Genomic DNA, 24539 nt, shown 5'->3' on the forward strand with positions numbered 1-24539 from the left:
CCTGGGGATATGATTCGAGCCTGTAGTCTCTCATTCATATCATTTCTCCGGGTGTCAGCACGTTTTAAAATCGCTATATACTAAAGCTTAACTTATTTTATTCAGTGAAATTTTAATTCCTAATATCATTAAATCGCGATATGTAAATTACGACTTATATATTTTTTAGTAGCCATCGATAATTATGCTTGAAATAAAGCTATTTATATCTTAGCGCTTATTATATTTAGTAAATTTGAATTATAAAGTAAAGTTTTACAATTTAACATACTGTTTTATTAACTAATTAGCTTTAAAGCAGTATTTATAAATTTCAATTATTGAAATACATTTTGTAATTAAATAAAATATTTGCTATAGTTATAAAGGTAAATAGCGTAGTTCATTATGTTATTTAAAACTTATTTATGAAATGGGTGCAAGATAATGCCTGAAAAAGTACGAACATCACCTCAGTACGAATCGTTCCATGAGTTATATAAAAATTACACTACTAAAGATCTCACTCAAAAAGCAAAATCACTGAAATTAACAAACTATAGTAAATTAAATAAAAAAGAGTTAGTTCTTGCAATTATGGAAGCGCAGATGGAAAAAGATGGAAACTATTATATGGAAGGCATCTTAGATGATATCCAACAAGATGGTTACGGCTTCTTAAGAACTGTCAATTATTCAAAAGGTGAAAAAGATATTTATATATCTGCTAGTCAAATACGTCGTTTTGAAATTAAACGAGGTGATAAAGTAACTGGTAAAGTAAGAAAACCAAAGGATAATGAAAAGTATTATGGTTTGCTACAAGTAGATTTTGTCAATGATGAGAATGCAGAAGAAGTTAAGAAAAGACCACATTTCCAAGCATTGACACCATTATACCCAGAAGAACGCATCAAGTTAGAAACAACGAAAGAAAATTATTCTACGCGTATTATGGATTTAATTACTCCAATCGGTTTAGGACAACGTGGTTTGATTGTTGCCCCACCTAAAGCTGGGAAAACATCATTATTGAAAGAAATTGCAAATGCCATCGCAATCAATAAACCTGATGCAGAATTATTTGTGCTACTTGTCGGTGAAAGACCAGAAGAGGTTACTGATATAGAGCGTTCTGTTGAATCAGCAGAAGTTGTTCACTCAACATTTGATGAACCTCCGCAGCATCATGTCAAAGTGGCAGAATTACTATTAGAACGTGCAAAGCGTTTAGTAGAAATAGGTAAAGATGTCATTATTTTAATGGATTCCATTACAAGACTTGCACGTGCATATAACTTGGTTATCCCACCAAGTGGACGTACACTTTCAGGTGGTTTAGATCCAGCATCATTACACAAACCTAAGGCGTTCTTTGGTGCAGCAAGAAATATTGAAGCTGGTGGTAGTATGACGATATTAGCTACTGCGTTAGTTGATACTGGTTCACGTATGGATGACATGATATATGAAGAATTTAAAGGAACAGGAAATATGGAATTACATCTTGATCGCAAGCTAGCTGAACGTCGCGTCTTTCCAGCTATTGATATCGGTCGGAGTTCTACACGTAAAGAGGAATTGCTAATACCACCAAAAGATTTAGAATCACTTTGGCAACTACGTAACATGTTTACAGATTCACTTGATTTTACAGAAAGATTTGTAAGAAAATTAAAACGAACAAAAACGAATCAAGAATTCTTTGAACAATTACAGGAAGCTGCCAAGGAGAGTACTAAAACTGGAAAGCCAATTATTTAAAGCGGCTTATCATTTAAAATGCGATTTAGGGTTGCGTTTTAGTTTTATAACAATTATAATTATCAAGTATTGGGTAAAAAAACTCACAAACAACTCTGTTCCAGATGGTTCAGGGCAAAGGAGCTGAAAAAAATGAAACAAAATATTCATCCTGAATACCACAAAGTTATCTTTTTAGATACAACAACAGACTTTAAATTCTTAAGTGGTTCAACAAAATCTTCATCAGAAACGATGGAATGGGAAGATGGAAATGAATACCCAGTTATTCGTTTAGATATTTCTTCTGATTCACATCCATTTTACACAGGACGTCAAAAATTCGCTGCTGCGGATGGTCGTGTGGAACGTTTCAACAAGAAATTCGGATTCAAATCAAGCAACGAATAATTGTTGTAATAAGGCATTCTCATTTTATGAGAATGCTTTTTTATTTAACATGGATGATGGATAGGTGTAAACAGAAGAGTACAAATGTTTTAGTACATTAATTACATATAAAATTACAAATAACTTAAGAGAAATTGATATTTTAAGATAGAAAATATGATATAATAAACCGATTATGTTTTGAAAAAGGGTGGAACGCATAATGAATGAAACTTATCATTCCGGCTGGATAGAATGTATAACTGGAAGCATGTTTAGTGGTAAATCTGAAGAATTAATTCGTCGCTTAAGACGTGGACTATATGCTAAACAAAAGGTGGTTGTATTTAAACCAGCAATAGATGACCGCTATCATAAAGATAAGATTGTTTCGCATAATGGCAATGCAATTGAGGCAATTAATATCTCAACAGCAGCTGAGATTTATAAACACGATTTATCAAAATTTGATATTATAGCAATCGATGAAGTTCAATTTTTTGAAAACAACATTGTTCATATTGTAGAAGAATTAGCTGAAAAAGGACATAGAGTGATTACTGCAGGTTTAGATATGGATTTCAGAGGTGAACCATTTGAACCGATACCTCATTTATTAGCAGTAAGTGAAGAAGTGACTAAACTACAAGCTGTTTGTGCAGTATGTGGTTCGTCATCCAGCCGTACACAACGGTTAATTGATGGCAATCCAGCAAAAATTGATGACCCTGTGATTCTCGTCGGCGCAAACGAAAGCTATGAACCTAGATGTAGGGCACATCATATCGTTGCACCAAGTAATCATGAGAAGGAGGAAATGTAGTGTTTGATCAATTAGACATTGTAGAAGAAAGATACGAACAATTAAACGAAATGTTAAGTGATCCTGAAGTCGTAAATAATCCAGATAATTTACGAAAATATTCAAAAGAACAGGCTGATTTGCAAAAAACAGTTGAAGTGTATCGCGAATATAAACAAGTTAAAGAAGATGTAACTGAAATAGATGAAATGTTACAGGAAACAAAAGATGAAGAAGAAGTTGAAATGCTCAAAGATGAAAAACAAGAATTGAGCCAAAAAATTCCAGAATTAGAAGAAGAATTAAAATTCTTGTTAATTCCAAAAGATCCCAATGATGAAAAAGATGTAATTGTTGAAATTCGTGCAGCAGCTGGTGGAGATGAGGCTGCAATATTTGCTGGGGATTTATTTAGAATGTATTCTAGATACGCTGAAGCACATAGTTATAAGACAGATATAGTCGAAGCTACTGAAAGTGACCATGGTGGTTACAAAGAGATTAGTTTCTCTGTTTCAGGCACAGGTGCTTATAGTAAATTGAAATACGAAAATGGCGCACATCGTGTACAACGTGTACCAGCAACAGAGTCAGGTGGGCGTATTCACACATCTACAGCTACAGTTGCCGTATTACCAGAAGTTGAAGATGTTGAGATAGAAATTCGTAATGAAGATATTAAAATAGATACCTATCGTTCTAGTGGTGCAGGTGGACAACACGTAAATACTACAGATTCTGCCGTTCGAATCACACACTTGCCAACGGGTGTCATTGCTACTTCATCAGAAAAATCTCAAATTCAAAACCGTGAAAAAGCAATGAAAGTGTTAAAGGCACGTTTGTTTGATATGAAATTACAAGAAGAACAACAAAAGTATGCAGCACAACGTAAATCAGCTGTCGGTTCAGGTGATCGTTCAGAGAGAATTAGAACATACAATTACCCACAAAGTCGTGTAACGGATCATCGTATTGGATTGACATTGCAAAAATTAGAACAAGTTATGGAAGGCAAGTTAGATGAGATTATTGATGCACTAACTTTAGCTGAACAAACAGATAAATTGAAAGAACTGAATGACGGTGAATTATAGAGAAAGATTGAAGATTGCGCAAAGCAAATGTGAAGCAAAAAATATTGAAGCAACAAGAGCTGAATGGTTAATGCTTGATTTATTTCAATGGCAAAAAACAGATTATTTGTTGCACGCTGACGAAATTATGACAGAAGCACACAACGTGTTGTTTGATAGTGCAGAAGCAAGGATGTTACAAGGTGAACCTATTCAGTATATTGTAGGCACACAATCTTTTTATGGTGAAATATTTAAAGTGAATGAACACTGTTTAATTCCGAGACCTGAAACAGAAGAAGTATTACTACATTTTTATAATTTGGTGAAGTCTGGGGATAAAGTTGTAGATATAGGTACAGGTAGTGGCAACATACCTATTTTACTAAAAAAAATGAATCAATATTTGGACGTTTTAGCTACAGATTTATATGATGCAGCTTTATCGGTGGCCAAAGATAATGCTCAGTATCATGATGTAGACATTACATTTTTACAAGGCGACGCCTTAAATCCTTTAATAGAGAAAAATATTAAAGTGAATGGCTTAATTTCAAATCCACCATATATAGCTGATAGCGAAAAAACTTTAATGGAAGACACAGTATTGCGATATGAACCTACCAGTGCTTTATTTGCTGAAAATAATGGCTTTCAGGTTTATGATAAGATTTTAGAACAATTACCAGATGTATTGTTACCCAATGCAATAGTTGTGTTTGAAATTGGTTATAAACAAGGCCTTACTTTAAAGAAAAAAATTGAAGAAAAATATCCTGCTGTTTGTGTTCAAATAATAAAAGATATTAACAATAATGATAGAATTATTTCTTTCAAATGGTAATTTAAGAAGTTGTGTGCTGAACATGATAAGTCATGAAGGTGCATAACTTCTTATTTTGTTTTAAAATTGAAATTAAGATGAAAGGGCGTGTATAGATGGAAACAAAAATATGGGGTCTGAGAAATCATCTGACAGATGACGTTAATATAGATACTTATAATGAAATAAAAAATGTTTTTGAAGCTGGTGGACTCATCGCAATACCAACTGAAACTGTATATGGTTTAGGTGGTGATGCAAGAAACGAACAGACTATAAAAAATATTTATGCAGCAAAAGGTAGACCTTCAGATAATCCTCTAATCGTTCATATACATCATGTTAAACAATTAGATGCATTCACAGAGCATATTACACAAGAAGTTAGGATGCTAATGAATCAATTTTGGCCTGGGCCAATTTCATTTATTTTACCACTGAAAAAAGGTTATTTATGTGAAAGTGTAAGTGGTGGACTTTCATCCATAGCAGTTAGGATGCCGAGTCATCCTATTGGAAGGAAAATATTAGAATTTGTAGATATACCGATTGCTGCGCCCAGTGCTAATTTAAGTGGTAGACCTTCTCCAACTAATTTTGAACACGTATATCGTGATTTAAATCAAAGAATTGATGGTATTGTCAATGGTGACCAAAGTGAAGAAGGTTTAGAAAGTACAGTTTTAGATTGTACACAATACCCATTTAGGATAGCTCGTCCAGGGTCTATTACCAAATCTATGATTGAAAATGTGTTGCCTGGATCTATTTCAACAAAAGAGAACTTGAATCAAGAAAATCCCATAGCCCCAGGAATGAAATATAAACATTATGCACCAGATACCCCAATAACAATTGTATACGCGGTTCATCAACAACTATCCTCTAGTAAAGATTGGCGTAATGTCGCTTTTATATTTCCAAAAGATAAGCTTAAATATATTCCTGAAAATGCAACTTTTATTCCATTGTGTGAAAATGAAAGAGATATTAAAGGTGCAAATCATAATTTGTATCAAATATTGCACGACATAGACCAAAATGAAAATATTAAAGAGGCTTATATATTTGGATTTGAAAATCGTGATGATGCAGTTGCTATCATGAATCGTATGCAAAAGGCGGCAAATTATACCATTGTAAAAGGAGAAACTTTATGAAAATCGTTTTTGTATGTACTGGAAATACTTGCAGAAGTCCGATGGCAGAAAGTATTGCAAAAGCTAAAATGCCAGATATTGAAGTTGCATCACGTGGTTTGTTTGCAATAGATGGTACACCTACATCAGAATACACACGCGCTATCGTAAAAGAAAAACAATTACCATTACCAGAAAATGCTCAAAACTTCACTGAAATTGATATGAATGCAGACCTTATTTTGACAATGTCAACAAGCCATAAAGAAGTAATTAAACAAATGTATGGTAGAGGCACACATATATTTACTTTAAGTGAGTATGTATTGCATGGTGAAGACGTAGCTGACCCATTTGGAGGAACTAAATCAGATTATCTTGAAATTTATAATGAATTAAATTCATTGATTGAAAAATTAAAAAATAAAATATTAGAGTAAATAAATATGTGAAATTAGTATGAGTAACTCATTAAATACGTTATAATAATAACGTGTAGCAAATGTGCTAGCAATTAAATTTGTCTGAATGGACTTATGTATTTTGGCTTACTTTTTATCAAAATAAATAAGGGGTGCTGAACATGGAGGATTTAAAAGCGTTATTAGATGAACTAAAAACTAAATCTTTCTTTAAAGACGACGAGCTTTGCATTATAGGTTGTTCTACTTCAGAAGTGATTGGCGAACGCATAGGTAGTGTTGGATCTATGGAAGTAGCAAAAGACATATTTGAAGCATTAAAAGAGATTGAAACGGAAACAGGCGTTTCTTTTGTATTTCAAGGCTGCGAACATATCAATAGAGCAATCACTATTGAAAAAGCAAATTTCGATCCCTTAACGATGGAAGAAGTAACCGTTGTACCAGATGTCCATGCTGGAGGTAGTTTAGCTACATATGCATATCAACATATGGCTGACCCTATAGTCGTTGAAACAATTAACGTTCCAAAAGGGATAGATATTGGCCAAACTTTAATCGGTATGCATATTAAGCATGTAGCAATACCCGAGCGTACAAGTGTGAAGCAAATTGGCGAAGCAATTGTTACAATCGCTTCTTCAAGACCTAAGAAAATTGGTGGCGAAAGAGCAAAATATAACTAATACAGAAACGAGGGTTTACTAATGTCATTTATTAAAGATCAAGATAAAGAAATTTATGAAGTGATTCAAAACGAGTTCAACCGTCAAAATAACAATATAGAGTTAATCGCATCAGAAAACTTTGTGTCGGAAGCAGTTATGGAAGCTCAAGGTTCCGTATTAACTAACAAGTATGCTGAAGGTTATCCGAACAGAAGATACTACGGTGGTTGTGAATACGTAGATGTATCTGAAACATTAGCTATTGAAAGAGCAAAGCAATTGTTTGGTGCAGAACATGTTAATGTTCAACCACATTCTGGTTCACAAGCAAATATGGCTGTTTATCTCGTTGCATTAGAACACGGAGATACTGTATTAGGTATGAATTTAAGTCATGGTGGACACTTAACTCATGGTGCACCAGTAAACTTTAGTGGTCAATTTTATAACTTTGTCGAATATGGTGTCGACAAAGAGAGTGAACAAATAGACTATGACGAAGTTTTAAAAGTAGCAAAAGCGCATCAACCTAAATTAATTGTTGCTGGTGCATCTGCATACTCAAAAACAATAGACTTCAAACGTTTTAGAGAAATTGCTGATGAAGTTGGTGCTAAATTGATGGTAGATATGGCGCATATCGCCGGATTAGTAGCTGCGGGTCTACACCCAAGTCCAGTAGAATACGCTGATTTTGTAACTACGACAACACATAAAACATTACGCGGTCCTCGTGGTGGTATGATTTTGTGTAAAGAGGAATACAAAAAGCAAATTGATAAAACAATCTTCCCAGGCATTCAAGGTGGCCCTTTAGAACATGTTATTGCTGCTAAAGCTGTAGCGTTTGGTGAAGCGCTTCAAGATGATTTCAAAACATATCAACAACAAGTTATAAAAAATGCAAAAGCTTTAGCGGATACATTAAATAAAGAAGGGTTTAGAGTAGTATCTGGCGGTACTGATAATCATTTAGTATGCGTAGATGTAAAAGGATCAGTCAATATTACTGGTAAAGTAGCAGAAGAAGCTTTGGACTCAATAGGTATTACTTGTAATAAAAATACAATTCCATTTGATCAAGAAAAACCTTTTGTAACAAGTGGCTTAAGACTTGGTACGCCAGCAGCTACAACACGTGGTTTTGATGAAGCAGCATTTGAAGAAGTAGCCAAAATTATTAGCCTAGTGTTAAAAGACCCTGAAAATGAAACAACATTAAAAGAAGGACAAGAAAGAGTTAAAGCATTAACTACGAAACATCCTTTATATAATTAAATTGGAGGAAGTAATTATGGGCAACGTACATGTTTTTGATCACCCACTTATTCAACACAAATTAAGTTACATTAGAGATGTACATACAGGTACAAAAGAATTTAGAGAACTCGTAGATGAAGTTGGTATGTTAATGGCATACGAAGTAACTAGAAATCTAGAGTTACAAGATGTAGAAATTGAAACACCAGTCACTAAGATGATTGCTAAAAGACTAACAGGTAAAAAACTAGCATTTATTCCCATTTTAAGAGCGGGACTTGGTATGACACAAGGTATCTTAAATTTAGTGCCGGCAGCAAGAATAGGTCATGTTGGACTATACAGAGATCCCGAAACATTAGAAGCGGTTGAATATTTTGTAAAACTACCACAAGACATTGAAGAAAGAGAAATTGTAGTAGTTGATCCAATGCTAGCGACTGGTGCTTCTGCAATTGAAGCGATTAATTCACTTAAAAAACGCGGTGCTAAACACATCAGATTTATGTGTCTGATTGCGGCTCCAGAAGGTGTAGAAAAATTACAAGAAGCACATGAAGATGTTGATATATATATCGCAGCATTAGATGAGAAATTAGATGACCATGCTTATATTACACCTGGTTTAGGTGACGCTGGTGACCGTTTATTCGGTACAAAATAGTTTAACCCAGGAGTGGAGTAATATGAAAAAAGTTATGACTGTTTTTGGGACACGTCCTGAAGCGATAAAGATGGCACCACTCGTTTTAGAGTTGGAGAAAGATTCTGAATTACAACCAATCGTTGTAGTGACTGCACAACACAGAGAAATGTTAGATTCTGTCTTGAAAAGCTTTGACATAACACCTGATTATGATTTGAATATTATGAAACAGAGTCAATCATTGTCTGATATAACTTCTCGCATACTCATTCGATTAGAGGATGTGATAAAAGAAGCGCAACCAGATATGATACTTGTTCACGGAGATACTATGAGTACATTCGCTGGAAGCTTAGCAGCATTATATAATCAAGTCCCAATCGGACATGTCGAAGCTGGTTTACGAACTTGGAATAAATACGCTCCATTTCCTGAAGAAATGAATAGACAAATGGTAGGAGTAATGTCTGATTTAAACTTTGCTCCTACCAATAATGCTGCAAACAATTTGATCGCTGAAAACAAACCAGAAGACACAATCGTAGTGACAGGCAATACTGCGATTGATGCTATGAAAACGACAATTCATAATGGTTATGAATCAGAAATCATAGCTAAGCATAAAAATAAACGTATTATTCTCTTAACTGCGCATAGACGAGAAAATATTGGAGAACCTATGACACATATTTTCAAGGCAGTACGTGATATTGTCGAAGCATACGAGGATGTTGTTGTCGTATATCCAATACATAAAAACCCTAAAGTACGAGAAATTGCAGATTATTATTTGTCAAACCATACAAGAATCGAACTTGTCGAACCATTAGAGGTTGTTGATTTTCATAATTTTGCACACCAGTCTTACTTAATTTTAACTGATTCTGGTGGAGTACAAGAAGAAGCGCCTTCATTAGGCAAACCAGTACTCGTATTAAGGGATGTGACAGAGAGACCAGAAGGTGTGGCAGCGGGTACATTAAAAATTGTAGGTACAAATGCAAAAAACATTTTTACAGCAACAAAAGAACTATTAGACAACAAAAATTTATATGAGACAATGAGCACAGCTAAAAATCCATATGGAGATGGCAATGCATCATATAGAATTTGTCAAAATATTAAATATTTCTTTGGTTTAATTGAAAAAAAACCTTCTTCTTTCAAATAATTATGTATTTATGTGTCATTTTTGTGACATTCTTGTAAAAAATTGAATTACAATTTGAATAGAATTGACACGTAAAGTATCCTATATTATTATTAAAATTGTATGATTGGAATGGTTTTCATATGTGAAAGATAAGGTGAAGCGAGGCACTGTAATGAAACGTTTCAACATCATTTTTAGTCAGTACATACAATACTATTTATATTGTATTATTGTACTTGTAATTGTGTTTATTTTCACATACTCTGCATTTATATTAGGTCTTATAATTGGTATGATCGGATCGCTAATCAATACTTTTACTTTTGAATATTATTTGGCGAAAGCAAAAGAAAAGGATAACATACATATTTCAACGGGCAACATTTGGCGATATTTGATAGTGATATTAGCTTGTACGATATGGTATTTTTATAAGGACTATATAAACATTTTTGGAGTAGTTGTTGGTTTAATGATTTCTTATGTTTTAATTGTTTTCAAACCATTTTTACACAAGAAATAAAATTTATAATGAAAGAGGTGAGAAAGCATGGATCATAAAGACCCTCTAGTCAGTTGGAATGTGTTCGGTCTAGACATCGTGTTTAATCTATCATCGATTATGATGATGTTGATTACGGCGTTTATTGTTTTTGTAATAGCTATTATTTGTACACGTAACCTCAAGAAGCGTCCAACAGGCAAACAAAACTTTATCGAGTGGGTTTTTGATTTCGTAAGAGGGATTATTGAAAGTAACATGGCTTGGTCAAAAGGCGGTCAGTTCCATTTCTTAGCCGTTACATTAATCTTTTTCATATTTGTTAGTAATATGCTCGGATTACCGTTCCAATTAATTTCGGGACACACCCTGTGGTGGAAATCTCCCACAGCCGATCCAACTGTGACACTAACATTATCAACTCTGATAATACTATTAACACATTATTATGGAGTTAAAATGGTTGGAACTAAAGGATATTTTCAAAATTATACAAAGCCAATATTCCTATTGCCTATCAATGTGTTTGAAGAATTTACTTCAACATTGACGCTAGGATTACGACTTTACGGAAATATTTTTGCAGGTGAATTATTGCTAGGATTATTAGCAGGTTTAGTATTCGACTTCCCAGCATGGGGTTGGCTAATTGGATTACCTGGCCTAATCGTATGGCAAGGGTTCTCAATTTTTATCGGTACGATTCAGGCATATATATTTGTAATGCTTTCGATGGTATATATGTCACACAAAGTACAAAAGAGTCATTAAATTAAAAAATAAAAAGAACAAATTAGGAGGATTTTTAAATGAATTTAATCGCAGCAGCAATCGCAATCGGCTTATCAGCACTTGGTGCAGGTATTGGTAATGGTCTTATCGTTTCAAGAACAGTAGAAGGTGTCGCTCGTCAACCAGAAGCACGTGGTCAATTAATGGGTATTATGTTCATCGGTATCGGTTTAGTTGAGGCGCTACCAATTATAGGTGTCGTTATCGCTTTCATGTCACTATAAGTAAACTAGTCTTTATGGCGAAGTCTTCTGGGCTCTCGCCGTTCGTTTTTATCAAAATACCTTATGATTATACTGGATGAAAGGAGTGTCTATGAAAGTGACTGCTACGACTAATATGTTCGTTCTAGGTGCGGCTAGTGGCGGCGGTGTACAATGGGGGACAATCATTGTTACGATTGCTACATTTGCCATATTACTTTTACTTTTGAAAAAGTTTGCTTGGGGCCCACTTAAAGAAGTGATGGACAAACGTGAACGCGATATTAATAAAGATATCGATGATGCTGAACAAGCTAAATTAAATGCTCAAAAACTAGAAGCACAAAACAAACAAACACTAAAAGAAACACAAGAAGAGGTTCATAAAATTTTAGAAGAGTCTAAAATACAAGCCCGTAAACAGCACGAAGAAATCATTCATGAAGCCAACATTAGAGCTAATGGCATGATTGAAACAGCACAAAATGAAATTAACAGTGAAAAAGAACGCGCACTTGCGGATATTAACAATCAGGTTTCTGAACTTTCAGTACTAATTGCTTCAAAAGTACTTCAAAAAGAAATTTCAGAAAAAGATCAAAAAGAATTAGTTGAAAAGTACATTAAAGAGGCAGGCGATAAATAATGGCTAATGTAGCAAAAAAATATGCAAAAGCGTTATTTGATACTGCTAAAGAAAAAGCGTTACTCGATCAAATGTATGAAGAATTTTCAACAATTGACGAAGCAGTACAACCTGAAGTTGTGAAATTAAAAGAACTAGACACAGATCCACAAAAAGATGTAGCACAACGTCAACGTTTTGTTGCTATTATTTTTGGACACGCAAATCAATATTTACAGAATATGTTTATGGTGCTTGCAAGTAATCGTCACCTTACATATACACATGAAATATTTTTAGCTTTTGAAACCTTATACAATGAATATCATAATCAAGACTTTGCAGTTATTGAATCTGTTTATAAACTATCTGAAGATGAAATCGCAAGTATTGATTCAATTATAAAATCACGTACAAAACTTTCAAAACTAATGATAACAAATGAAATTAATCCCGATCTTATCGGTGGTATCCGAGTTAAAGTCGGTACGAAAGTGATGGATGCAAGTATTAAAAATGATCTTGCCAAACTTGAAAAGCAATTTATTAGAGTGAAATAAAAATCGAAGGAGTGACATAGATGGCCATTAAAGCTGAAGAAATCAGTGCATTACTTCGCTCACAAATAGAAAATTATGAGTCAGAAATGGCTGTTACTGATGTAGGTACAGTTCTGCAAATTGGTGATGGTATCGCTTTAATCCACGGATTAAATGACGTTATGGCTGGTGAGCTTATTGAATTTAATAACGGCGTTCTAGGTTTAGCACAAAACTTAGAAGAATCCAATGTCGGTGTAGTAATTTTAGGCCCATACACGGATATAAAAGAGGGAGACGAAGTAAAACGAACTGGACGTATCATGGAGGTTCCAGTTGGTGAGGAGTTACTTGGTCGTGTCGTTAACCCATTAGGACAAGCAATTGATGGTCAAGGACCAGTCAATACAACAAAAACACGTCCTGTAGAGAAGAAGGCAACTGGTGTAATGGATCGTAAATCTGTAGATGAACCATTACAAACAGGTATCAAAGCAATTGACGCACTTGTACCAATTGGTCGTGGGCAGCGTGAATTAATTATCGGTGACCGTCAAACAGGTAAAACAACGGTTGCCATTGATACAATTTTGAACCAAAGAGATCAAGATACAATTTGTATATACGTTGCTATCGGACAAAAAGATTCAACAGTTCGAGCAAATGTTGAAAAATTACGTCAAGAAGGTGCATTAGACTATACAATTGTTGTTTCAGCTTCAGCAGCAGATCCAGCACCTATGCTTTATATCTCGCCATATTCTGGTGTAGCAATGGCTGAAGAATTCATGTTTGCTGGTAAAGATGTTTTAATCGTTTATGATGATTTAACAAAACAAGCTGCAGCTTATCGTGAGTTATCACTATTATTACGTAGACCTCCAGGTCGTGAAGCTTATCCTGGTGACGTATTCTACTTACATAGTAGATTATTAGAGAGAGCAGCTAAATTAAATGATGATTTAGGTGGCGGTTCAATCACAGCGCTACCTATTATTGAGACACAAGCAGGCGATATTGCTGCTTATGTACCTACAAATGTAATTTCTATTACAGATGGACAAATATTCTTGCAATCTGACTTATTCTTCTCCGGTGTTAGACCAGCGATTAATGCAGGACAATCAGTATCACGTGTTGGTGGTTCTGCACAAATTAAGGCTATGAAAAAAGTTGCCGGAACTTTACGTCTAGATTTAGCTTCATATCGTGAATTAGAATCATTCGCGCAATTTGGGTCTGATTTAGATGAATTTACTGCTAAAAAATTAGAACGTGGTAAACGTACAGTTGAAATATTAAAACAAGATAAAAACAAACCACTACCTGTAGAAAATCAAGTTTTAATTATTTATGCTTTAACAAAAGGACATTTAGATGATATCCCAGTAGTTGATATTACGCGTTTTGAAGACGAGTTGAATCAATGGGCTAAATCGAATGCATCTGATTTATTAAATGAAATCAAAACGACGGGTGCTTTACCTAACGATGAATCATTTGAATCAGCAATCACTGAATTCAAGAAGAGTTTTAGCAAATCAGAAGAAGCATAATAGTTAATGTAGATAAAAGGTGGTGAGATAATGGCATCTCTTAAAGAAATCGATACACGAATAAAATCAACAAAAAAGATGAAACAGATTACGAAAGCAATGAACATGGTTTCTAGTTCAAAATTGCGTCGTGCTGAAAAAAACACGAATCAATTCAGACCATATATGGCTAAAATGCAAGATGCAATTACAGCTGTTGCTGGTGCGGATAGAAATTCACATCATCCAATGTTACAACAGCGAGAAGTGAAAAAAAGTGGTTATATCGTAATTACTAGTGACCAAGGCCTTGCAGGTGCATATAATGCAAATGTATTGAAACATCTGATGAAAGATATTGAACGCAAACATAGTAGTAGTGATGAATATTCTATCTTAGTTTTAGGTCAAACAGGTGTTGATTTTCTTAAAAATAAAGGATACGAGATTCATGATTCTTTAACAGAAGTTCCTGATCAACCTTCATTTAAAGAGATACAAGCAATTGCTAAAAAAGCGATAGATTTGTATAACGACGAGATTGTGGATGAGGTAAAAATTTATTACAGTCACTTCGTAAGTGTTTTAGAAAACACACCTTCGATGAAAACTGTGCTTCCATTGTCTCCGGAAGATTCAAGCTTAGGACATGGTCAAATGTCTTCATATGAATTTGAACCAGACAAAGAAGCAATATTAAGTGTTATTTTACCTCAATATGTTGAAAGTTTAATATATGGAACGATTTTAGATGCAAAAGCAAGTGAACATGCTACACGTATGACGGCTATGAAAAATGCATCTGATAATGCGACAGATATCATTGATGATTTATCTATCGAATATAACAGAGCGAGACAAGCAGCAATCACTCAACAAATTACTGAAATTGTTGGTGGCGCAGTTGCACTTGAATAATGATTAAAGGAGGAAAATAGCATGGGATTAGGCCGTGTAACACAAGTTATGGGTCCAGTAATTGATGTTCGCTTTGAGCACAATGAAGTTCCAGAAATTAATAATGCCTTAGTTCTCGATATAGAAAGAGAAGAAGGTACTGTTGAATTAACGTTAGAAGTTGCATTACAACTTGGTGATGACGTAGTACGAACAATCGCAATGGATTCAACTGATGGTGTTAAACGTGGTACAGAAGTTAGAGATAGCGGAAATAGTATCAGCGTACCAGTTGGTAATGAAACATTAGGTAGAGTATTTAATGTATTAGGTGATACGATAGATTTAGATGAAGACATAGATGACTCAGTGCGTCGTGACCCAATTCATAGAGAAGCACCTGCATTTGATCAGTTATCTACTAAAGTTGAAATTTTAGAAACAGGTATCAAAGTCATTGATTTATTAGCACCATATATCAAAGGTGGTAAAGTTGGATTATTCGGTGGTGCCGGTGTTGGTAAAACTGTATTAATTCAAGAATTAATCAATAATATCGCTCAAGAGCATGGTGGTATATCCGTATTTGCTGGTGTAGGTGAGCGTACGCGTGAAGGTAATGACCTATACTTTGAAATGAGTGATAGTGGTGTTATTAAAAAGACAGCTATGGTATTTGGACAAATGAACGAACCACCTGGTGCGCGTATGCGAGTAGCACTTTCTGGTTTAACAATGGCTGAATATTTCCGGGATGAACAAGGACAAGATGTTCTATTATTCATAGATAACATCTTTAGATTTACTCAAGCTGGTTCAGAAGTTTCTGCGTTATTAGGTCGTATGCCTTCAGCTGTTGGTTACCAACCAACGTTAGCAACTGAAATGGGACAATTACAAGAACGTATTACTTCTACAACTAAAGGTTCAGTAACATCAATTCAAGCGGTATTCGTACCAGCCGATGATTATACTGACCCAGCACCAGCCGCAGTATTTGCGCACTTAGATTCAACTACAAACTTAGAGCGTAAATTAACTGAAATGGGTATTTATCCTGCAGTTGATCCATTAGCATCTACTTCTAGAGCGCTTGACCCATCAATTGTTGGCCAAGAACATTATGAAGTAGCACGTGAAGTACAATCTACTTTACAAAAATATAGAGAATTACAAGATATTATTGCTATTTTAGGTATGGATGAACTTTCTGAAGAAGACAAACAAACTGTAGAACGCGCGCGTCGTATTCAGTTCTTCTTATCACAAAACTTCCACGTTGCTGAACAATTTACTGGTCAAAAAGGATCTTATGTTTCTGTTCAAAAAACAGTAGAAGGCTTCAAAGCAATATTAAATGGTGATTACGATCATATTCCAGAAGACGCATTCCGTCTGGTTGGAAGTATGGATGAAGTAATTGAAAAAGCTAAAGATATGGGTGTTGAAGTTTAAAATTAGGAGGTATGGATAATGAATACATTAAGCCTAAATATTGTCACTCCTAATGGTTCTGTTTACGACCGAGAAGATGTCACTCTTGCAGTATTACAAACTACTGCTGGAGAAATCGGAGTCATGTATGGACATATTCCAACAGTTGCAGCACTTGAAATTGGCTATGCCAAAATTAATTTTGACGGTGGTTCAGAATATATTGCAGTGAGTGAAGGTTTTGTTGAAGTAAGACAAGATAAATTATCAATCATTGTTCAAACTGCAGAGCCTGCGAATGAAATTGATGTCGCTAGAGCAGAGTTAGCAAAATCAAGAGCAGAATCTCATTTAAACAATGAAGAAGATAGCAGTGACATAAATAGAGCCAAACGCGCATTAGATCGTGCTAATAACCGTCTTCGTGTCGCTCAATTACAATAATGAATATAAGATATTCTATTACGTTTATCAAAAAAGTCGACAAAGTTTTATACTTTGTCGACTTTTTCTATTTTCTGATTAAGACATGTTAGAATCAAAATTTTAGCCTAAGATTATCAGTGATATATTGATTTAAGTAATAGCATGTATTTACTATATTAAAATAATTTTTATGAAAACTTACTTTTACATATGATTTTTCATAATCATTTATAAAGGAAGATAATAATTGATAAATGACTAAAACAAATAAAAATATTTAATTTTAATTGTTATGCATATATGTCATATATAATGGGAAAATAATAATAAATTGACGCTTTATTATTTAAATGTCAGTTATCTCATTATTAAGTATCTTTTGCATAGTGTTTCGTGTAAAATATATAAATAGTGTTTAGCAAGGAGAATAACTTATGGAATATTTGGGACAGTTTTCAATTGTACATCTCATTTTACATGTCCTTTGTATTTGTATTGCTTATTGGGCATTGAATGCAGTGAGATTGGAACAATTTTTTAAAAAAGGTTTTCCAGTACAAGTTCAAATTTGTATGATATTTTTAGCAATACTAATCGGAACGTCAGTCAGTAATTTTATTGTAGATTTGTTACAATTTTCTACACAAATAAAATATTTGGCACAATAATTCAAATAATTGTATATTACGCATGATTATCGATATAATTTAATAGTAAGTTTGATTGAAAATTAAAGGCAATTTATAAGTAGTTAAGTGGAGGACTTAAGATGGATAAGATAGAAATTAATGGTGGTAAAAAATTAACTGGTGAAGTGAAAGTTTCAGGTGCAAAAAATGCAGTATTACCAGTATTGACAGCATCACTATTAGCATCAAAAGGCGTGAGCAAGTTAAAAAATGTACCAGCACTTAGTGACGTAGAAACAATTAATAATGTAATATCAACATTAAATGCTGATGTTTCTTATAATAAAGAGCAAGAAGAAGTTACAGTAGATGCAACGAAACAATTAAATGAAGAAGCACCATATGAATATGTAAGTAAAATGAGAGCAAGTATTCTTGTTATGGGGCCATTATTAGCACGATTAGGTCATGCCAAAGTGGCTTTACCAGGTGGTTGTGCTATCGGTTCTAGACCGATTGAACAGCATATTAAAGGTTTTGAAGAGCTAGGTGCAGAAATCCATATGGATGGCGGTTTTATATACGCAAACACTACTAATGGATTGAAAGGTACAACGATTCACTTAGATTTTCCTAGCGTAGGTGCGACTCAAAATATTATAATGGCAGCTTCTTTAGCTGATGGCAAAACTGTTTTAGAAAACGTTGCAAGAGAACCAGAAATCGTTGATTTGGCTAATTATATTAATGAAATGGGCGGAAATGTATTAGGAGCCGGTACTGACACAATCACGATTGAAGGTGTTGAAGCTTTATATGGCGTTGAGCATTCAATTATACCTGATAGAATAGAAGCGGGTACATTATTAATTGCCGGTGCAATTACAAGAGGAAATGTATTAGTAAATGGTGCAATCAAAGAACATATGACGAGCTTAGTATATAAACTAGAAGAAATGGGAGTTAATCTAGAATATCTTGATGATGCAATTCGTGTAAGTGTCGAAAACGAATTGAAACCAGTAGATATCAAAACGCTTCCACACCCTGGATTTCCTACAGATATGCAATCACAAATGATGGCGTTATTATTAACTGCTAATGGACACAAAGTAGTAACTGAAACAGTGTTTGAAAATAGATTTATGCATGTCGGTGAATTTAAAAGAATGAATGCTAAAATTACTGTAGAAGGTAGAAGTGCAAAAATTGAAGGTAAAAGTGAACTTCAAGGTGCTCAAGTTAAAGCAACAGATTTGCGTGCTGCAGCTGCACTGATTTTAGCGGGCTTAGTTGCTGAAGGTACAACATATGTTACTGAATTAAAGCACTTAGACAGAGGATATGTTGATTTACATGGAAAATTAAAAGCATTAGGTGCTGATATCAAAAGAACACAAAATTAATGTTATAATATATTAATAAATCGGAAATAGATAGAAGTATAGTTGGAGGAAGCAAATTATGGAAACAATTTTTGACTACAACCAAATAAAAGAGATTATTCCACATAGGCAACCATTTTTATTAATTGATCGCGTTGTAGAATACGAAGAAGGTCAACGATGTGTGGCAATTAAGCAAGTTTCAGGTAATGAACCATTCTTTCAAGGTCATTTTCCAGAATATGCTGTAATGCCTGGTGTATTAATTACTGAAGCTTTAGCCCAAACAGGTGCAGTTGCTATGTTAAATAGCGAAGCAAATAAAGGTAAACTTGCACTATTTGCTGGTATCGATAAATGTCGTTTTAAAAAACAAGTAACCCCTGGAGATACTTTGCGTTTAGAAGTTGAAATAACGAAACTCAGAGGCCCTATAGGTAAGGGTAGTGCTAAAGCAACAGTTGATGGACAATTAGCATGTAGTTGTGAGTTAACATTTGCTTTGCAAGATAAATAGTATATAAAAATAGTGTCACAGACTGTTTTCAACAGACTGTGACACTATTTTTTATTTATCAATTTTTTCATCTTTAAGTCTTGGTTTAGATTGCATCAATCTATTAAATGACTTCTTCAAGTCGTCGCCAGTTAAACCTTCATCTATTAATTGTTCTAATAAACTTTCAGCGTAAACTTGTCTCAATGTGTAAATATGACATTCACAAACAACAGAAATTGTATCTTCTAGTTGGATGATATGTTTAATCGTTGCATCAAACAAAGCTGGATCGTTCGCAGGTCTAGTGATAACAACACGTATATCTAATAATGTCTCGTTTTCCATATATGCTTTCATAGTTTCATAGTGATAATCTGAAATGACGATTTCAAGCAACCAGCCAGTGCCACTATTTTCCTTATTGATGATGACACCATCTTCTAATTCGTACTCAGTCACGCCACCATTCTCTGATACGATTTGAAATCGAACGGCTTTAAATGTTTTCATCGTCTCACATCCATTTAATTAATTTAAACTCTACAAAAAATGCATTTATATTATTATTATAACGTAATTTTCTATGTGAAAGGTGAAAAAAGTAGAAATAAGTAATCGATTATTATTTTAAATTTTGAAAAATGTGTTTTGACGAAATCATATGAATTTTTTATGATTAGCTTATAAAGGAGGTGACATATGATTAACAGTATTGTCATTGTAGGGAGACTAACAAAGGACCCTAAAATTTATGAGAAGGAGGGAAATAAACTAGCTACATTTTGCGTAGCTGTTACAAGAAACTATAAAGATAAAAATCAAAAAACTATTTGTGATTATTTATTCTGTAAGGCATTCGGAAAAATTGCTAATAATGTCGAAAAATATATCAATCAAGGCTCATTAGTTGGTATAACTGGACAAATGCAATCGAGAAAATTTGAAAAAGAAGGACAGATGCATTTTGTATCAGAAATTTTTATTGAAACTATTAAATTTATGTCCCCACGGTCTAAAAATGAAGATGAAGCACTTTTTGATCCACTTCCAATAGCCTCAAATCAAGAACTTATTAATAATTTTCATTTAGAGGAAAACGATATTTATGAAATTGTATAAAGTTTCAGGCATTCCCAACTCCCCGTTAATTTAACCCATCAAATCTAATATACATTTAATCCTACTATTTAATTATACTTCTATCAGGCTATTCCTATTAACTCAAAAATGATTCAATAGGAATAGCTAATATACATACTATATAGAACACATATCCATTATTAAAAAAGCTGAAATTCATGCTGATATAATACAGAATAATCAGATAAATTACAATATTATTACACAACATAATTTTTATTATTACTAATATAAACTTTCATAGCAGTTTCTGAAGTGAAAAGTAATGCATTGATACTATTTTGAAAATGTAATCCCCGTGTAAAGAAAAGGTGTACTTTTTTATTTGACTGTAACCTGCTATTGTTTTTAAGATGTTATAGTTGTAATTGCAAATTAATCATAACGAAAAAATTATTTACCTTATAGGAGGAATTTTTAAAAATGAAAAAAACAGTATTAGCTTCAACATTAGCAGTAGGATTAGGTGTAACAGGATTCGCAGCAGGTAACTCAGCTGACGCAGCAGAACAAGATGTAGATAAAGCAGAATTAGCAAACTTAGCTCAATCTAACCCAGAACAATTAAATGCAGCACCAGTACAAGAAGGTTCATATAGTTATAACTTTAATTACAATGGTTTAAACTATAACTTTGAATCAAATGGACAAACTTGGTCTTGGAGTTATGGTGAAGGTTCAAGCGCTAACGCTTCAACAGTTGAACAACCACAACAAGCACAAACTCAAACTGAGCAACCAGCTCAACAAGCTGCTCCACAAACTGAACAAACACAACAACCACAACAAGAAGCAACTACAAAAGCTTCAACTCAATCATCAAGCTCAAATGAAGCTTCAAGTGGTTCTTCAGTAAATGTTAATTCACATTTACAAGCAATCGCTCAACGTGAATCAGGCGGCGACTTAAAAGCTGTTAACCCATCATCAGGTGCAGCAGGTAAATACCAATTCTTACAAAGTACTTGGGACTCAGTAGCACCAGCTGAATATAAAGGTGTATCTCCAACAGAAGCACCAGAATCAGTACAAGATGCTGCAGCTGTAAAACTTTATAACGAAGTTGGCGCTTCACAATGGGTTACTGCATAATATAACATTAATATACTAAATTATATTATTATACAAAGCTAAGACAATTTATTGTCTTAGCTTTTTTATTTTATAGAAAATAGTTTAGGTAAACTTAGAGCCTAACTCATTTTTTCTATCACAAATATCGGAGGTATATAAATGCTAATATAATTATATTTTTGTATAACTATTTGGAGTGAATACTTATCATGAATACTCTTTTATTAATTGGTTTCAGTTGATATAGACCATTTTATTGCAATAGGTGGTATACTTTGATATGTTTTATATAAATACATCATAAAAACTACTAGGGGAGCCTAATGGCTGAGATGAGAAATTCAGACCCTTATAACCTGATTTGGTTAAGACCAACGTAGGAAAGTAGCGTTCATTAATATTTGGGAAATTGCTCTAATATATTTATTAATAAACTACATTCCTATGGGGGTGTAGTTTTTTTAATTAGGAGGGCTAAATTTGTTATTTTCACAGGAATTAAAAGAAGCTTCAAAACCAATTATTGAGGATATTTACAATGATTCATTTATTCAAGAAATGTTAAACGGTACGATTTCTAACGAAGCTTTGAAATTTTATTTAAGAGCAGATGCTTCGTATTTAAAAGAATTTGCAAATATATATGCATTGCTAATACCAAAAATGAATAGATTGGAAGAAGTCCAATTTTTAGTAGAACAAATTCAATTTATAGTTGATGGTGAAGTAGAAGCACATGAAATATTAGCAGCATACGTACAAGAAAACTATGATGAAATCGTCCAAGAAAAAGTTTGGCCACCAAGTGGAGATCATTATATCAAACATATGTACTTCAATGCTTATTCAAAAGAAAATGCAGCTTATACAATTGCAGCAATGGCGCCATGTCCGTATGTGTATCAGGTGATTGCTAAAAAAGCATTGAAAGATAATGCATTAAATAAAGACTCAATTTTATCAAAATGGTTTGAATTTTATAGTACAGAAATGGATGAATTGGTAAATATCTTCGATGGTTTAATGGATCGGTTAACTCAAAATGTTTCTGTTGAAGAGGAAGAGGCAATAAAGGCTTGTTTCTTACAAAGTACGATACATGAACGAAATTTCTTTAATATGGCATATATACAAGAAAATTGGTTATATGGAGGTCAAACGAATGAATAAACCTAAAATAGCATTAACGATTGCAGGAACAGACCCTACAGGTGGCGCAGGTGTCATGGCAGATTTGAAATCATTTCATGCATGTGGCGTATATGGTATGGCCGCAATAACTAGTATTGTGGCCCAAAATACCAAAGGTGTACAGCACATTCATAATCTAGATTCAACATGGTTAGAAGAGCAAATGGAAAGTATATTTTCCGATGAACTGCCACATGCTTTGAAAACTGGTATGATTGCATCAAAGGAAATGATGGAGATTATTCAAACATATTTAAAAAAATATGATGATATTCCTTATGTCATTGATCCGGTTATGTTAGCGAAAAGTGGTGATTCACTAATGGATGACGATGCCAAAGCTAACTTACAAAATATTTTATTGCCTTATGCTACAATAGCGACACCTAATTTACCAGAAGCTGAGGAAATTACAGGCATTACTATTAATGATCAACAATCGATTTATCAAGCTGGCAATATATTTATCAATGAAATTGGTAGTAAAGGTGTAGTTATAAAAGGTGGACATTCAAATGATGAAAATAAATCTATAGATTATTTATTTACACAAGATGATGTGTATACTTTTGAAGAGCCAAGATACGATACAAAACATACACATGGTACGGGATGTACTTTTTCAGCCGTTATTACTGCAGAGTTAGCAAAAGGTAAATCTATGTTTGATGCAGTTCAAAAAGCAAAAAAATTTATTTCTCTTAGTATTAAACATACACCTGAAATTGGTTTTGGTAGTGGACCAGTAAACCATTTTGCATATATGAAGGAAGTTGGTTTAGATGATGAATAATTTGGAAAAATTAAGGGCGGCTCAACCGCTTGTAATATGTTATACGAATGATGTAGTGAAAAATTTTACTGCGAATGGTTTGTTAAGTCTTGGTGCGAGTCCAGCAATGAGTGAGGCGCCTGAAGAAGCATATGATATGCTGACAGCTGCAAAAGCATTGTTAATAAATATCGGTACGTTAACAAAAGAAAGAGAACAAGATATTTTAAAAATCGCAAAAACAGCGAACCAACTTGGCAAACCGATTATATTTGATCCAGTTGCTGTAGGTGCTTCACAATATCGCAAGGATTTTTGCAAAAAGTTCCTGAATGAAATAAAAGTTACTGTTATTAAAGGAAATGCTTCTGAAATTTTAACGTTAATTAACAGTGATACAAAAATGAAAGGAACTGACAGTGACAATAGTTTAGATTCAGTATCAATTGCAAAAGAAGCATTTGAACATTTTAATACAGCGATTGTCATCACAGGCAAAGAGGATATCATTGCTCAAAATGAACGCATATTTAAACTATCTAACGGATCTTCTTTATTGGCAAAAATAACTGGTGCTGGTTGCTTATTAGGAGCTATAGTTGCAAGTTTTGTTGAATCGGAAGATCCATCCATAAATGCATTAATAGAAGCGGTCTCTCTATATAATATCGCTGCTGAACAAGCCGAACAAATTTCAGCAGGACCTGGTACTTTTAAAGTAGAGTTATTAAATGCATTATATAACATTACTTTTGAAACATATGTACAATATCATAATAAGCAAGAGGTGTAACT

29 protein-coding genes and 1 riboswitch are annotated in these 24539 nt (G+C 33.7%); of the genes, 28 read left to right on the forward strand and 1 reads right to left on the reverse strand.

Annotation, left to right across the window (positions count from 1 at the left end; all coding sequences use genetic code 11):
* The first annotated feature begins 426 nt into the window (after positions 1–426).
* From rho to fabZ, 23 genes are all read left to right on the forward strand, one after another.
* On the forward strand, positions 427–1743 hold the full coding sequence (rho, locus tag NST87_RS04065; protein WP_019468286.1) for a transcription termination factor Rho: 1317 nt from the start codon (positions 427–429) through the stop codon (positions 1741–1743).
* A gap of 132 nt (positions 1744–1875) precedes the next feature.
* Positions 1876–2133 carry a type B 50S ribosomal protein L31 gene (locus NST87_RS04070; RefSeq protein ID WP_019468287.1) on the forward strand — a complete coding sequence of 86 codons (258 nt, stop codon included), beginning with the start codon at positions 1876–1878 and terminating at the stop codon, positions 2131–2133.
* Positions 2134–2335: 202 nt separating this feature from the next.
* On the forward strand, positions 2336–2935 hold the full coding sequence (locus NST87_RS04075; protein WP_019468288.1) for a thymidine kinase: 600 nt from the start codon (positions 2336–2338) through the stop codon (positions 2933–2935).
* Complete coding sequence (gene prfA / locus NST87_RS04080) at positions 2935–4011, forward strand: peptide chain release factor 1 (protein WP_019468289.1); 1077 nt, start codon at positions 2935–2937, stop codon at positions 4009–4011. Before NST87_RS04075 ends, prfA begins: the two co-directional genes overlap by 1 nt.
* Positions 3995–4834, forward strand: a complete 840-nt coding sequence (gene prmC, locus NST87_RS04085; protein ID WP_019468290.1) for a peptide chain release factor N(5)-glutamine methyltransferase — start codon at positions 3995–3997, stop codon at positions 4832–4834. Before prfA ends, prmC begins: the two co-directional genes overlap by 17 nt.
* Positions 4835–4929: 95 nt before the next feature.
* Positions 4930–5973 (forward strand): L-threonylcarbamoyladenylate synthase, encoded by a 1044-nt coding sequence (locus NST87_RS04090; RefSeq protein ID WP_340721343.1) that lies wholly within the window; start codon positions 4930–4932, stop codon positions 5971–5973.
* Positions 5970–6392, forward strand: a complete 423-nt coding sequence (locus NST87_RS04095; RefSeq protein WP_019468292.1) for a low molecular weight protein arginine phosphatase — start codon at positions 5970–5972, stop codon at positions 6390–6392. The genes NST87_RS04090 and NST87_RS04095 overlap by 4 nt, the downstream gene beginning before the upstream one ends.
* 143 nt (positions 6393–6535) lie before the next feature.
* Positions 6536–7060: a TIGR01440 family protein gene (locus NST87_RS04100; protein WP_019468293.1), complete on the forward strand. Its 525-nt coding sequence runs from the start codon at positions 6536–6538 to the stop codon at positions 7058–7060.
* A gap of 21 nt (positions 7061–7081) precedes the next feature.
* Positions 7082–8320, forward strand: coding sequence for a serine hydroxymethyltransferase (gene glyA / locus NST87_RS04105; RefSeq protein WP_019468294.1), 1239 nt, complete (start codon positions 7082–7084; stop codon positions 8318–8320).
* 16 nt (positions 8321–8336) lie between these two features.
* Positions 8337–8966: a uracil phosphoribosyltransferase gene (gene upp, locus NST87_RS04110; RefSeq protein ID WP_019468295.1), complete on the forward strand. Its 630-nt coding sequence runs from the start codon at positions 8337–8339 to the stop codon at positions 8964–8966.
* 22 nt (positions 8967–8988) lie between these two features.
* The gene (gene wecB / locus NST87_RS04115; RefSeq protein ID WP_019468296.1) at positions 8989–10119 is read left to right on the forward strand and encodes a non-hydrolyzing UDP-N-acetylglucosamine 2-epimerase; all 1131 of its coding nucleotides are present in this window, start codon (positions 8989–8991) and stop codon (positions 10117–10119) included.
* Between the two features lie 154 nt (positions 10120–10273).
* Positions 10274–10624 carry an ATP synthase subunit I gene (locus tag NST87_RS04120; RefSeq protein ID WP_046467681.1) on the forward strand — a complete coding sequence of 117 codons (351 nt, stop codon included), beginning with the start codon at positions 10274–10276 and terminating at the stop codon, positions 10622–10624.
* A 27-nt stretch (positions 10625–10651) separates the two neighbouring features.
* The gene (atpB, locus tag NST87_RS04125; protein WP_019468297.1) at positions 10652–11374 is read left to right on the forward strand and encodes a F0F1 ATP synthase subunit A; all 723 of its coding nucleotides are present in this window, start codon (positions 10652–10654) and stop codon (positions 11372–11374) included.
* Positions 11375–11412: 38 nt separating this feature from the next.
* The gene (gene atpE, locus NST87_RS04130) at positions 11413–11619 is read left to right on the forward strand and encodes a F0F1 ATP synthase subunit C (protein ID WP_002482721.1); all 207 of its coding nucleotides are present in this window, start codon (positions 11413–11415) and stop codon (positions 11617–11619) included.
* Positions 11620–11716: 97 nt separating this feature from the next.
* The gene (locus NST87_RS04135; protein ID WP_026034759.1) at positions 11717–12244 is read left to right on the forward strand and encodes a F0F1 ATP synthase subunit B; all 528 of its coding nucleotides are present in this window, start codon (positions 11717–11719) and stop codon (positions 12242–12244) included.
* A complete protein-coding gene (locus NST87_RS04140; protein WP_019468299.1) occupies positions 12244–12783 on the forward strand; it encodes a F0F1 ATP synthase subunit delta in 540 nt (179 codons plus the stop codon). Before NST87_RS04135 ends, NST87_RS04140 begins: the two co-directional genes overlap by 1 nt.
* A 20-nt stretch (positions 12784–12803) precedes the next feature.
* A complete protein-coding gene (atpA, locus tag NST87_RS04145; protein ID WP_019468300.1) occupies positions 12804–14318 on the forward strand; it encodes a F0F1 ATP synthase subunit alpha in 1515 nt (504 codons plus the stop codon).
* 30 nt (positions 14319–14348) lie between these two features.
* Positions 14349–15215: an ATP synthase F1 subunit gamma gene (gene atpG / locus NST87_RS04150; RefSeq protein WP_019468301.1), complete on the forward strand. Its 867-nt coding sequence runs from the start codon at positions 14349–14351 to the stop codon at positions 15213–15215.
* Positions 15216–15236: 21 nt separating this feature from the next.
* Positions 15237–16649 (forward strand): F0F1 ATP synthase subunit beta, encoded by a 1413-nt coding sequence (gene atpD / locus NST87_RS04155; protein WP_019468302.1) that lies wholly within the window; start codon positions 15237–15239, stop codon positions 16647–16649.
* An 18-nt stretch (positions 16650–16667) separates the two neighbouring features.
* Complete coding sequence (locus NST87_RS04160) at positions 16668–17072, forward strand: F0F1 ATP synthase subunit epsilon (protein ID WP_019468303.1); 405 nt, start codon at positions 16668–16670, stop codon at positions 17070–17072.
* 416 nt (positions 17073–17488) lie between these two features.
* Entirely contained in the window at positions 17489–17722 is a 234-nt protein-coding gene (locus NST87_RS04165) for a DUF1146 family protein (RefSeq protein ID WP_019468304.1), read from the forward strand.
* 101 nt (positions 17723–17823) lie between these two features.
* Positions 17824–19089, forward strand: coding sequence for a UDP-N-acetylglucosamine 1-carboxyvinyltransferase (gene murA, locus NST87_RS04170; protein WP_019468305.1), 1266 nt, complete (start codon positions 17824–17826; stop codon positions 19087–19089).
* Between the two features lie 58 nt (positions 19090–19147).
* Positions 19148–19585, forward strand: a complete 438-nt coding sequence (fabZ, locus tag NST87_RS04175) for a 3-hydroxyacyl-ACP dehydratase FabZ (RefSeq protein ID WP_019468306.1) — start codon at positions 19148–19150, stop codon at positions 19583–19585.
* 51 nt (positions 19586–19636) lie between these two features.
* Here the strand turns inward: fabZ and NST87_RS04180 are convergent, their stop codons facing one another.
* Positions 19637–20077, reverse strand: coding sequence for a YwpF-like family protein (locus NST87_RS04180; RefSeq protein ID WP_019468307.1), 441 nt, complete (start codon positions 20075–20077; stop codon positions 19637–19639).
* Between the two features lie 189 nt (positions 20078–20266).
* Here NST87_RS04180 and NST87_RS04185 point away from each other — a divergent pair, with 189 nt between their 5' ends.
* From NST87_RS04185 to thiM, 5 genes are all read left to right on the forward strand, one after another.
* Complete coding sequence (locus tag NST87_RS04185; protein WP_019468308.1) at positions 20267–20686, forward strand: single-stranded DNA-binding protein; 420 nt, start codon at positions 20267–20269, stop codon at positions 20684–20686.
* 444 nt (positions 20687–21130) lie between these two features.
* The gene (locus NST87_RS04190) at positions 21131–21799 is read left to right on the forward strand and encodes a transglycosylase family protein (protein WP_046467856.1); all 669 of its coding nucleotides are present in this window, start codon (positions 21131–21133) and stop codon (positions 21797–21799) included.
* Between the two features lie 284 nt (positions 21800–22083).
* Positions 22084–22181: riboswitch (TPP riboswitch) on the forward strand.
* Between the two features lie 80 nt (positions 22182–22261).
* Positions 22262–22951: a thiaminase II gene (gene tenA, locus NST87_RS04195; RefSeq protein ID WP_019467991.1), complete on the forward strand. Its 690-nt coding sequence runs from the start codon at positions 22262–22264 to the stop codon at positions 22949–22951.
* Positions 22944–23765 carry a bifunctional hydroxymethylpyrimidine kinase/phosphomethylpyrimidine kinase gene (gene thiD / locus NST87_RS04200; RefSeq protein WP_340721347.1) on the forward strand — a complete coding sequence of 274 codons (822 nt, stop codon included), beginning with the start codon at positions 22944–22946 and terminating at the stop codon, positions 23763–23765. Before tenA ends, thiD begins: the two co-directional genes overlap by 8 nt.
* Positions 23758–24537 carry a hydroxyethylthiazole kinase gene (thiM, locus tag NST87_RS04205; RefSeq protein WP_026034745.1) on the forward strand — a complete coding sequence of 260 codons (780 nt, stop codon included), beginning with the start codon at positions 23758–23760 and terminating at the stop codon, positions 24535–24537. The genes thiD and thiM overlap by 8 nt, the downstream gene beginning before the upstream one ends.
* The last annotated feature ends 2 nt before the right edge of the window (positions 24538–24539 follow it).

The sequence above is a fragment of the Staphylococcus sp. FSL W8-0271 genome (genome assembly GCF_038006605.1).
GTDB lineage: Bacteria > Bacillota > Bacilli > Staphylococcales > Staphylococcaceae > Staphylococcus > Staphylococcus cohnii.

What these genes read in the sequence shown, in the direction of transcription:
- atpG (WP_019468301.1), top strand. Translation starts at nt 14,349, where the DNA reads ATGGCATCTCTTAAAGAAATCGATACACGAATAAAATCAACAAAAAAG.
- upp (WP_019468295.1), top strand. Translation starts at nt 8,337, where the DNA reads ATGGGCAACGTACATGTTTTTGATCACCCACTTATTCAACACAAATTA.
- NST87_RS04140 (WP_019468299.1), top strand. Translation starts at nt 12,244, where the DNA reads ATGGCTAATGTAGCAAAAAAATATGCAAAAGCGTTATTTGATACTGCT.
- atpA (WP_019468300.1), top strand. Translation starts at nt 12,804, where the DNA reads ATGGCCATTAAAGCTGAAGAAATCAGTGCATTACTTCGCTCACAAATA.
- murA (WP_019468305.1), top strand. Translation starts at nt 17,824, where the DNA reads ATGGATAAGATAGAAATTAATGGTGGTAAAAAATTAACTGGTGAAGTG.
- NST87_RS04100 (WP_019468293.1), top strand. Translation starts at nt 6,536, where the DNA reads ATGGAGGATTTAAAAGCGTTATTAGATGAACTAAAAACTAAATCTTTC.
- NST87_RS04180 (WP_019468307.1), bottom strand. Translation starts at nt 20,077, where the DNA reads ATGAAAACATTTAAAGCCGTTCGATTTCAAATCGTATCAGAGAATGGT.
- atpB (WP_019468297.1), top strand. Translation starts at nt 10,652, where the DNA reads ATGGATCATAAAGACCCTCTAGTCAGTTGGAATGTGTTCGGTCTAGAC.
- fabZ (WP_019468306.1), top strand. Translation starts at nt 19,148, where the DNA reads ATGGAAACAATTTTTGACTACAACCAAATAAAAGAGATTATTCCACAT.
- wecB (WP_019468296.1), top strand. Translation starts at nt 8,989, where the DNA reads ATGAAAAAAGTTATGACTGTTTTTGGGACACGTCCTGAAGCGATAAAG.
- NST87_RS04190 (WP_046467856.1), top strand. Translation starts at nt 21,131, where the DNA reads ATGAAAAAAACAGTATTAGCTTCAACATTAGCAGTAGGATTAGGTGTA.
- NST87_RS04165 (WP_019468304.1), top strand. Translation starts at nt 17,489, where the DNA reads ATGGAATATTTGGGACAGTTTTCAATTGTACATCTCATTTTACATGTC.
- thiM (WP_026034745.1), top strand. Translation starts at nt 23,758, where the DNA reads ATGAATAATTTGGAAAAATTAAGGGCGGCTCAACCGCTTGTAATATGT.
- rho (WP_019468286.1), top strand. Translation starts at nt 427, where the DNA reads ATGCCTGAAAAAGTACGAACATCACCTCAGTACGAATCGTTCCATGAG.
- NST87_RS04095 (WP_019468292.1), top strand. Translation starts at nt 5,970, where the DNA reads ATGAAAATCGTTTTTGTATGTACTGGAAATACTTGCAGAAGTCCGATG.
- NST87_RS04070 (WP_019468287.1), top strand. Translation starts at nt 1,876, where the DNA reads ATGAAACAAAATATTCATCCTGAATACCACAAAGTTATCTTTTTAGAT.
- atpE (WP_002482721.1), top strand. Translation starts at nt 11,413, where the DNA reads ATGAATTTAATCGCAGCAGCAATCGCAATCGGCTTATCAGCACTTGGT.
- glyA (WP_019468294.1), top strand. Translation starts at nt 7,082, where the DNA reads ATGTCATTTATTAAAGATCAAGATAAAGAAATTTATGAAGTGATTCAA.
- NST87_RS04185 (WP_019468308.1), top strand. Translation starts at nt 20,267, where the DNA reads ATGATTAACAGTATTGTCATTGTAGGGAGACTAACAAAGGACCCTAAA.
- prmC (WP_019468290.1), top strand. Translation starts at nt 3,995, where the DNA reads ATGACGGTGAATTATAGAGAAAGATTGAAGATTGCGCAAAGCAAATGT.
- thiD (WP_340721347.1), top strand. Translation starts at nt 22,944, where the DNA reads ATGAATAAACCTAAAATAGCATTAACGATTGCAGGAACAGACCCTACA.
- NST87_RS04120 (WP_046467681.1), top strand. Translation starts at nt 10,274, where the DNA reads ATGAAACGTTTCAACATCATTTTTAGTCAGTACATACAATACTATTTA.
- NST87_RS04160 (WP_019468303.1), top strand. Translation starts at nt 16,668, where the DNA reads ATGAATACATTAAGCCTAAATATTGTCACTCCTAATGGTTCTGTTTAC.
- NST87_RS04075 (WP_019468288.1), top strand. Translation starts at nt 2,336, where the DNA reads ATGAATGAAACTTATCATTCCGGCTGGATAGAATGTATAACTGGAAGC.
- NST87_RS04090 (WP_340721343.1), top strand. Translation starts at nt 4,930, where the DNA reads ATGGAAACAAAAATATGGGGTCTGAGAAATCATCTGACAGATGACGTT.
- atpD (WP_019468302.1), top strand. Translation starts at nt 15,237, where the DNA reads ATGGGATTAGGCCGTGTAACACAAGTTATGGGTCCAGTAATTGATGTT.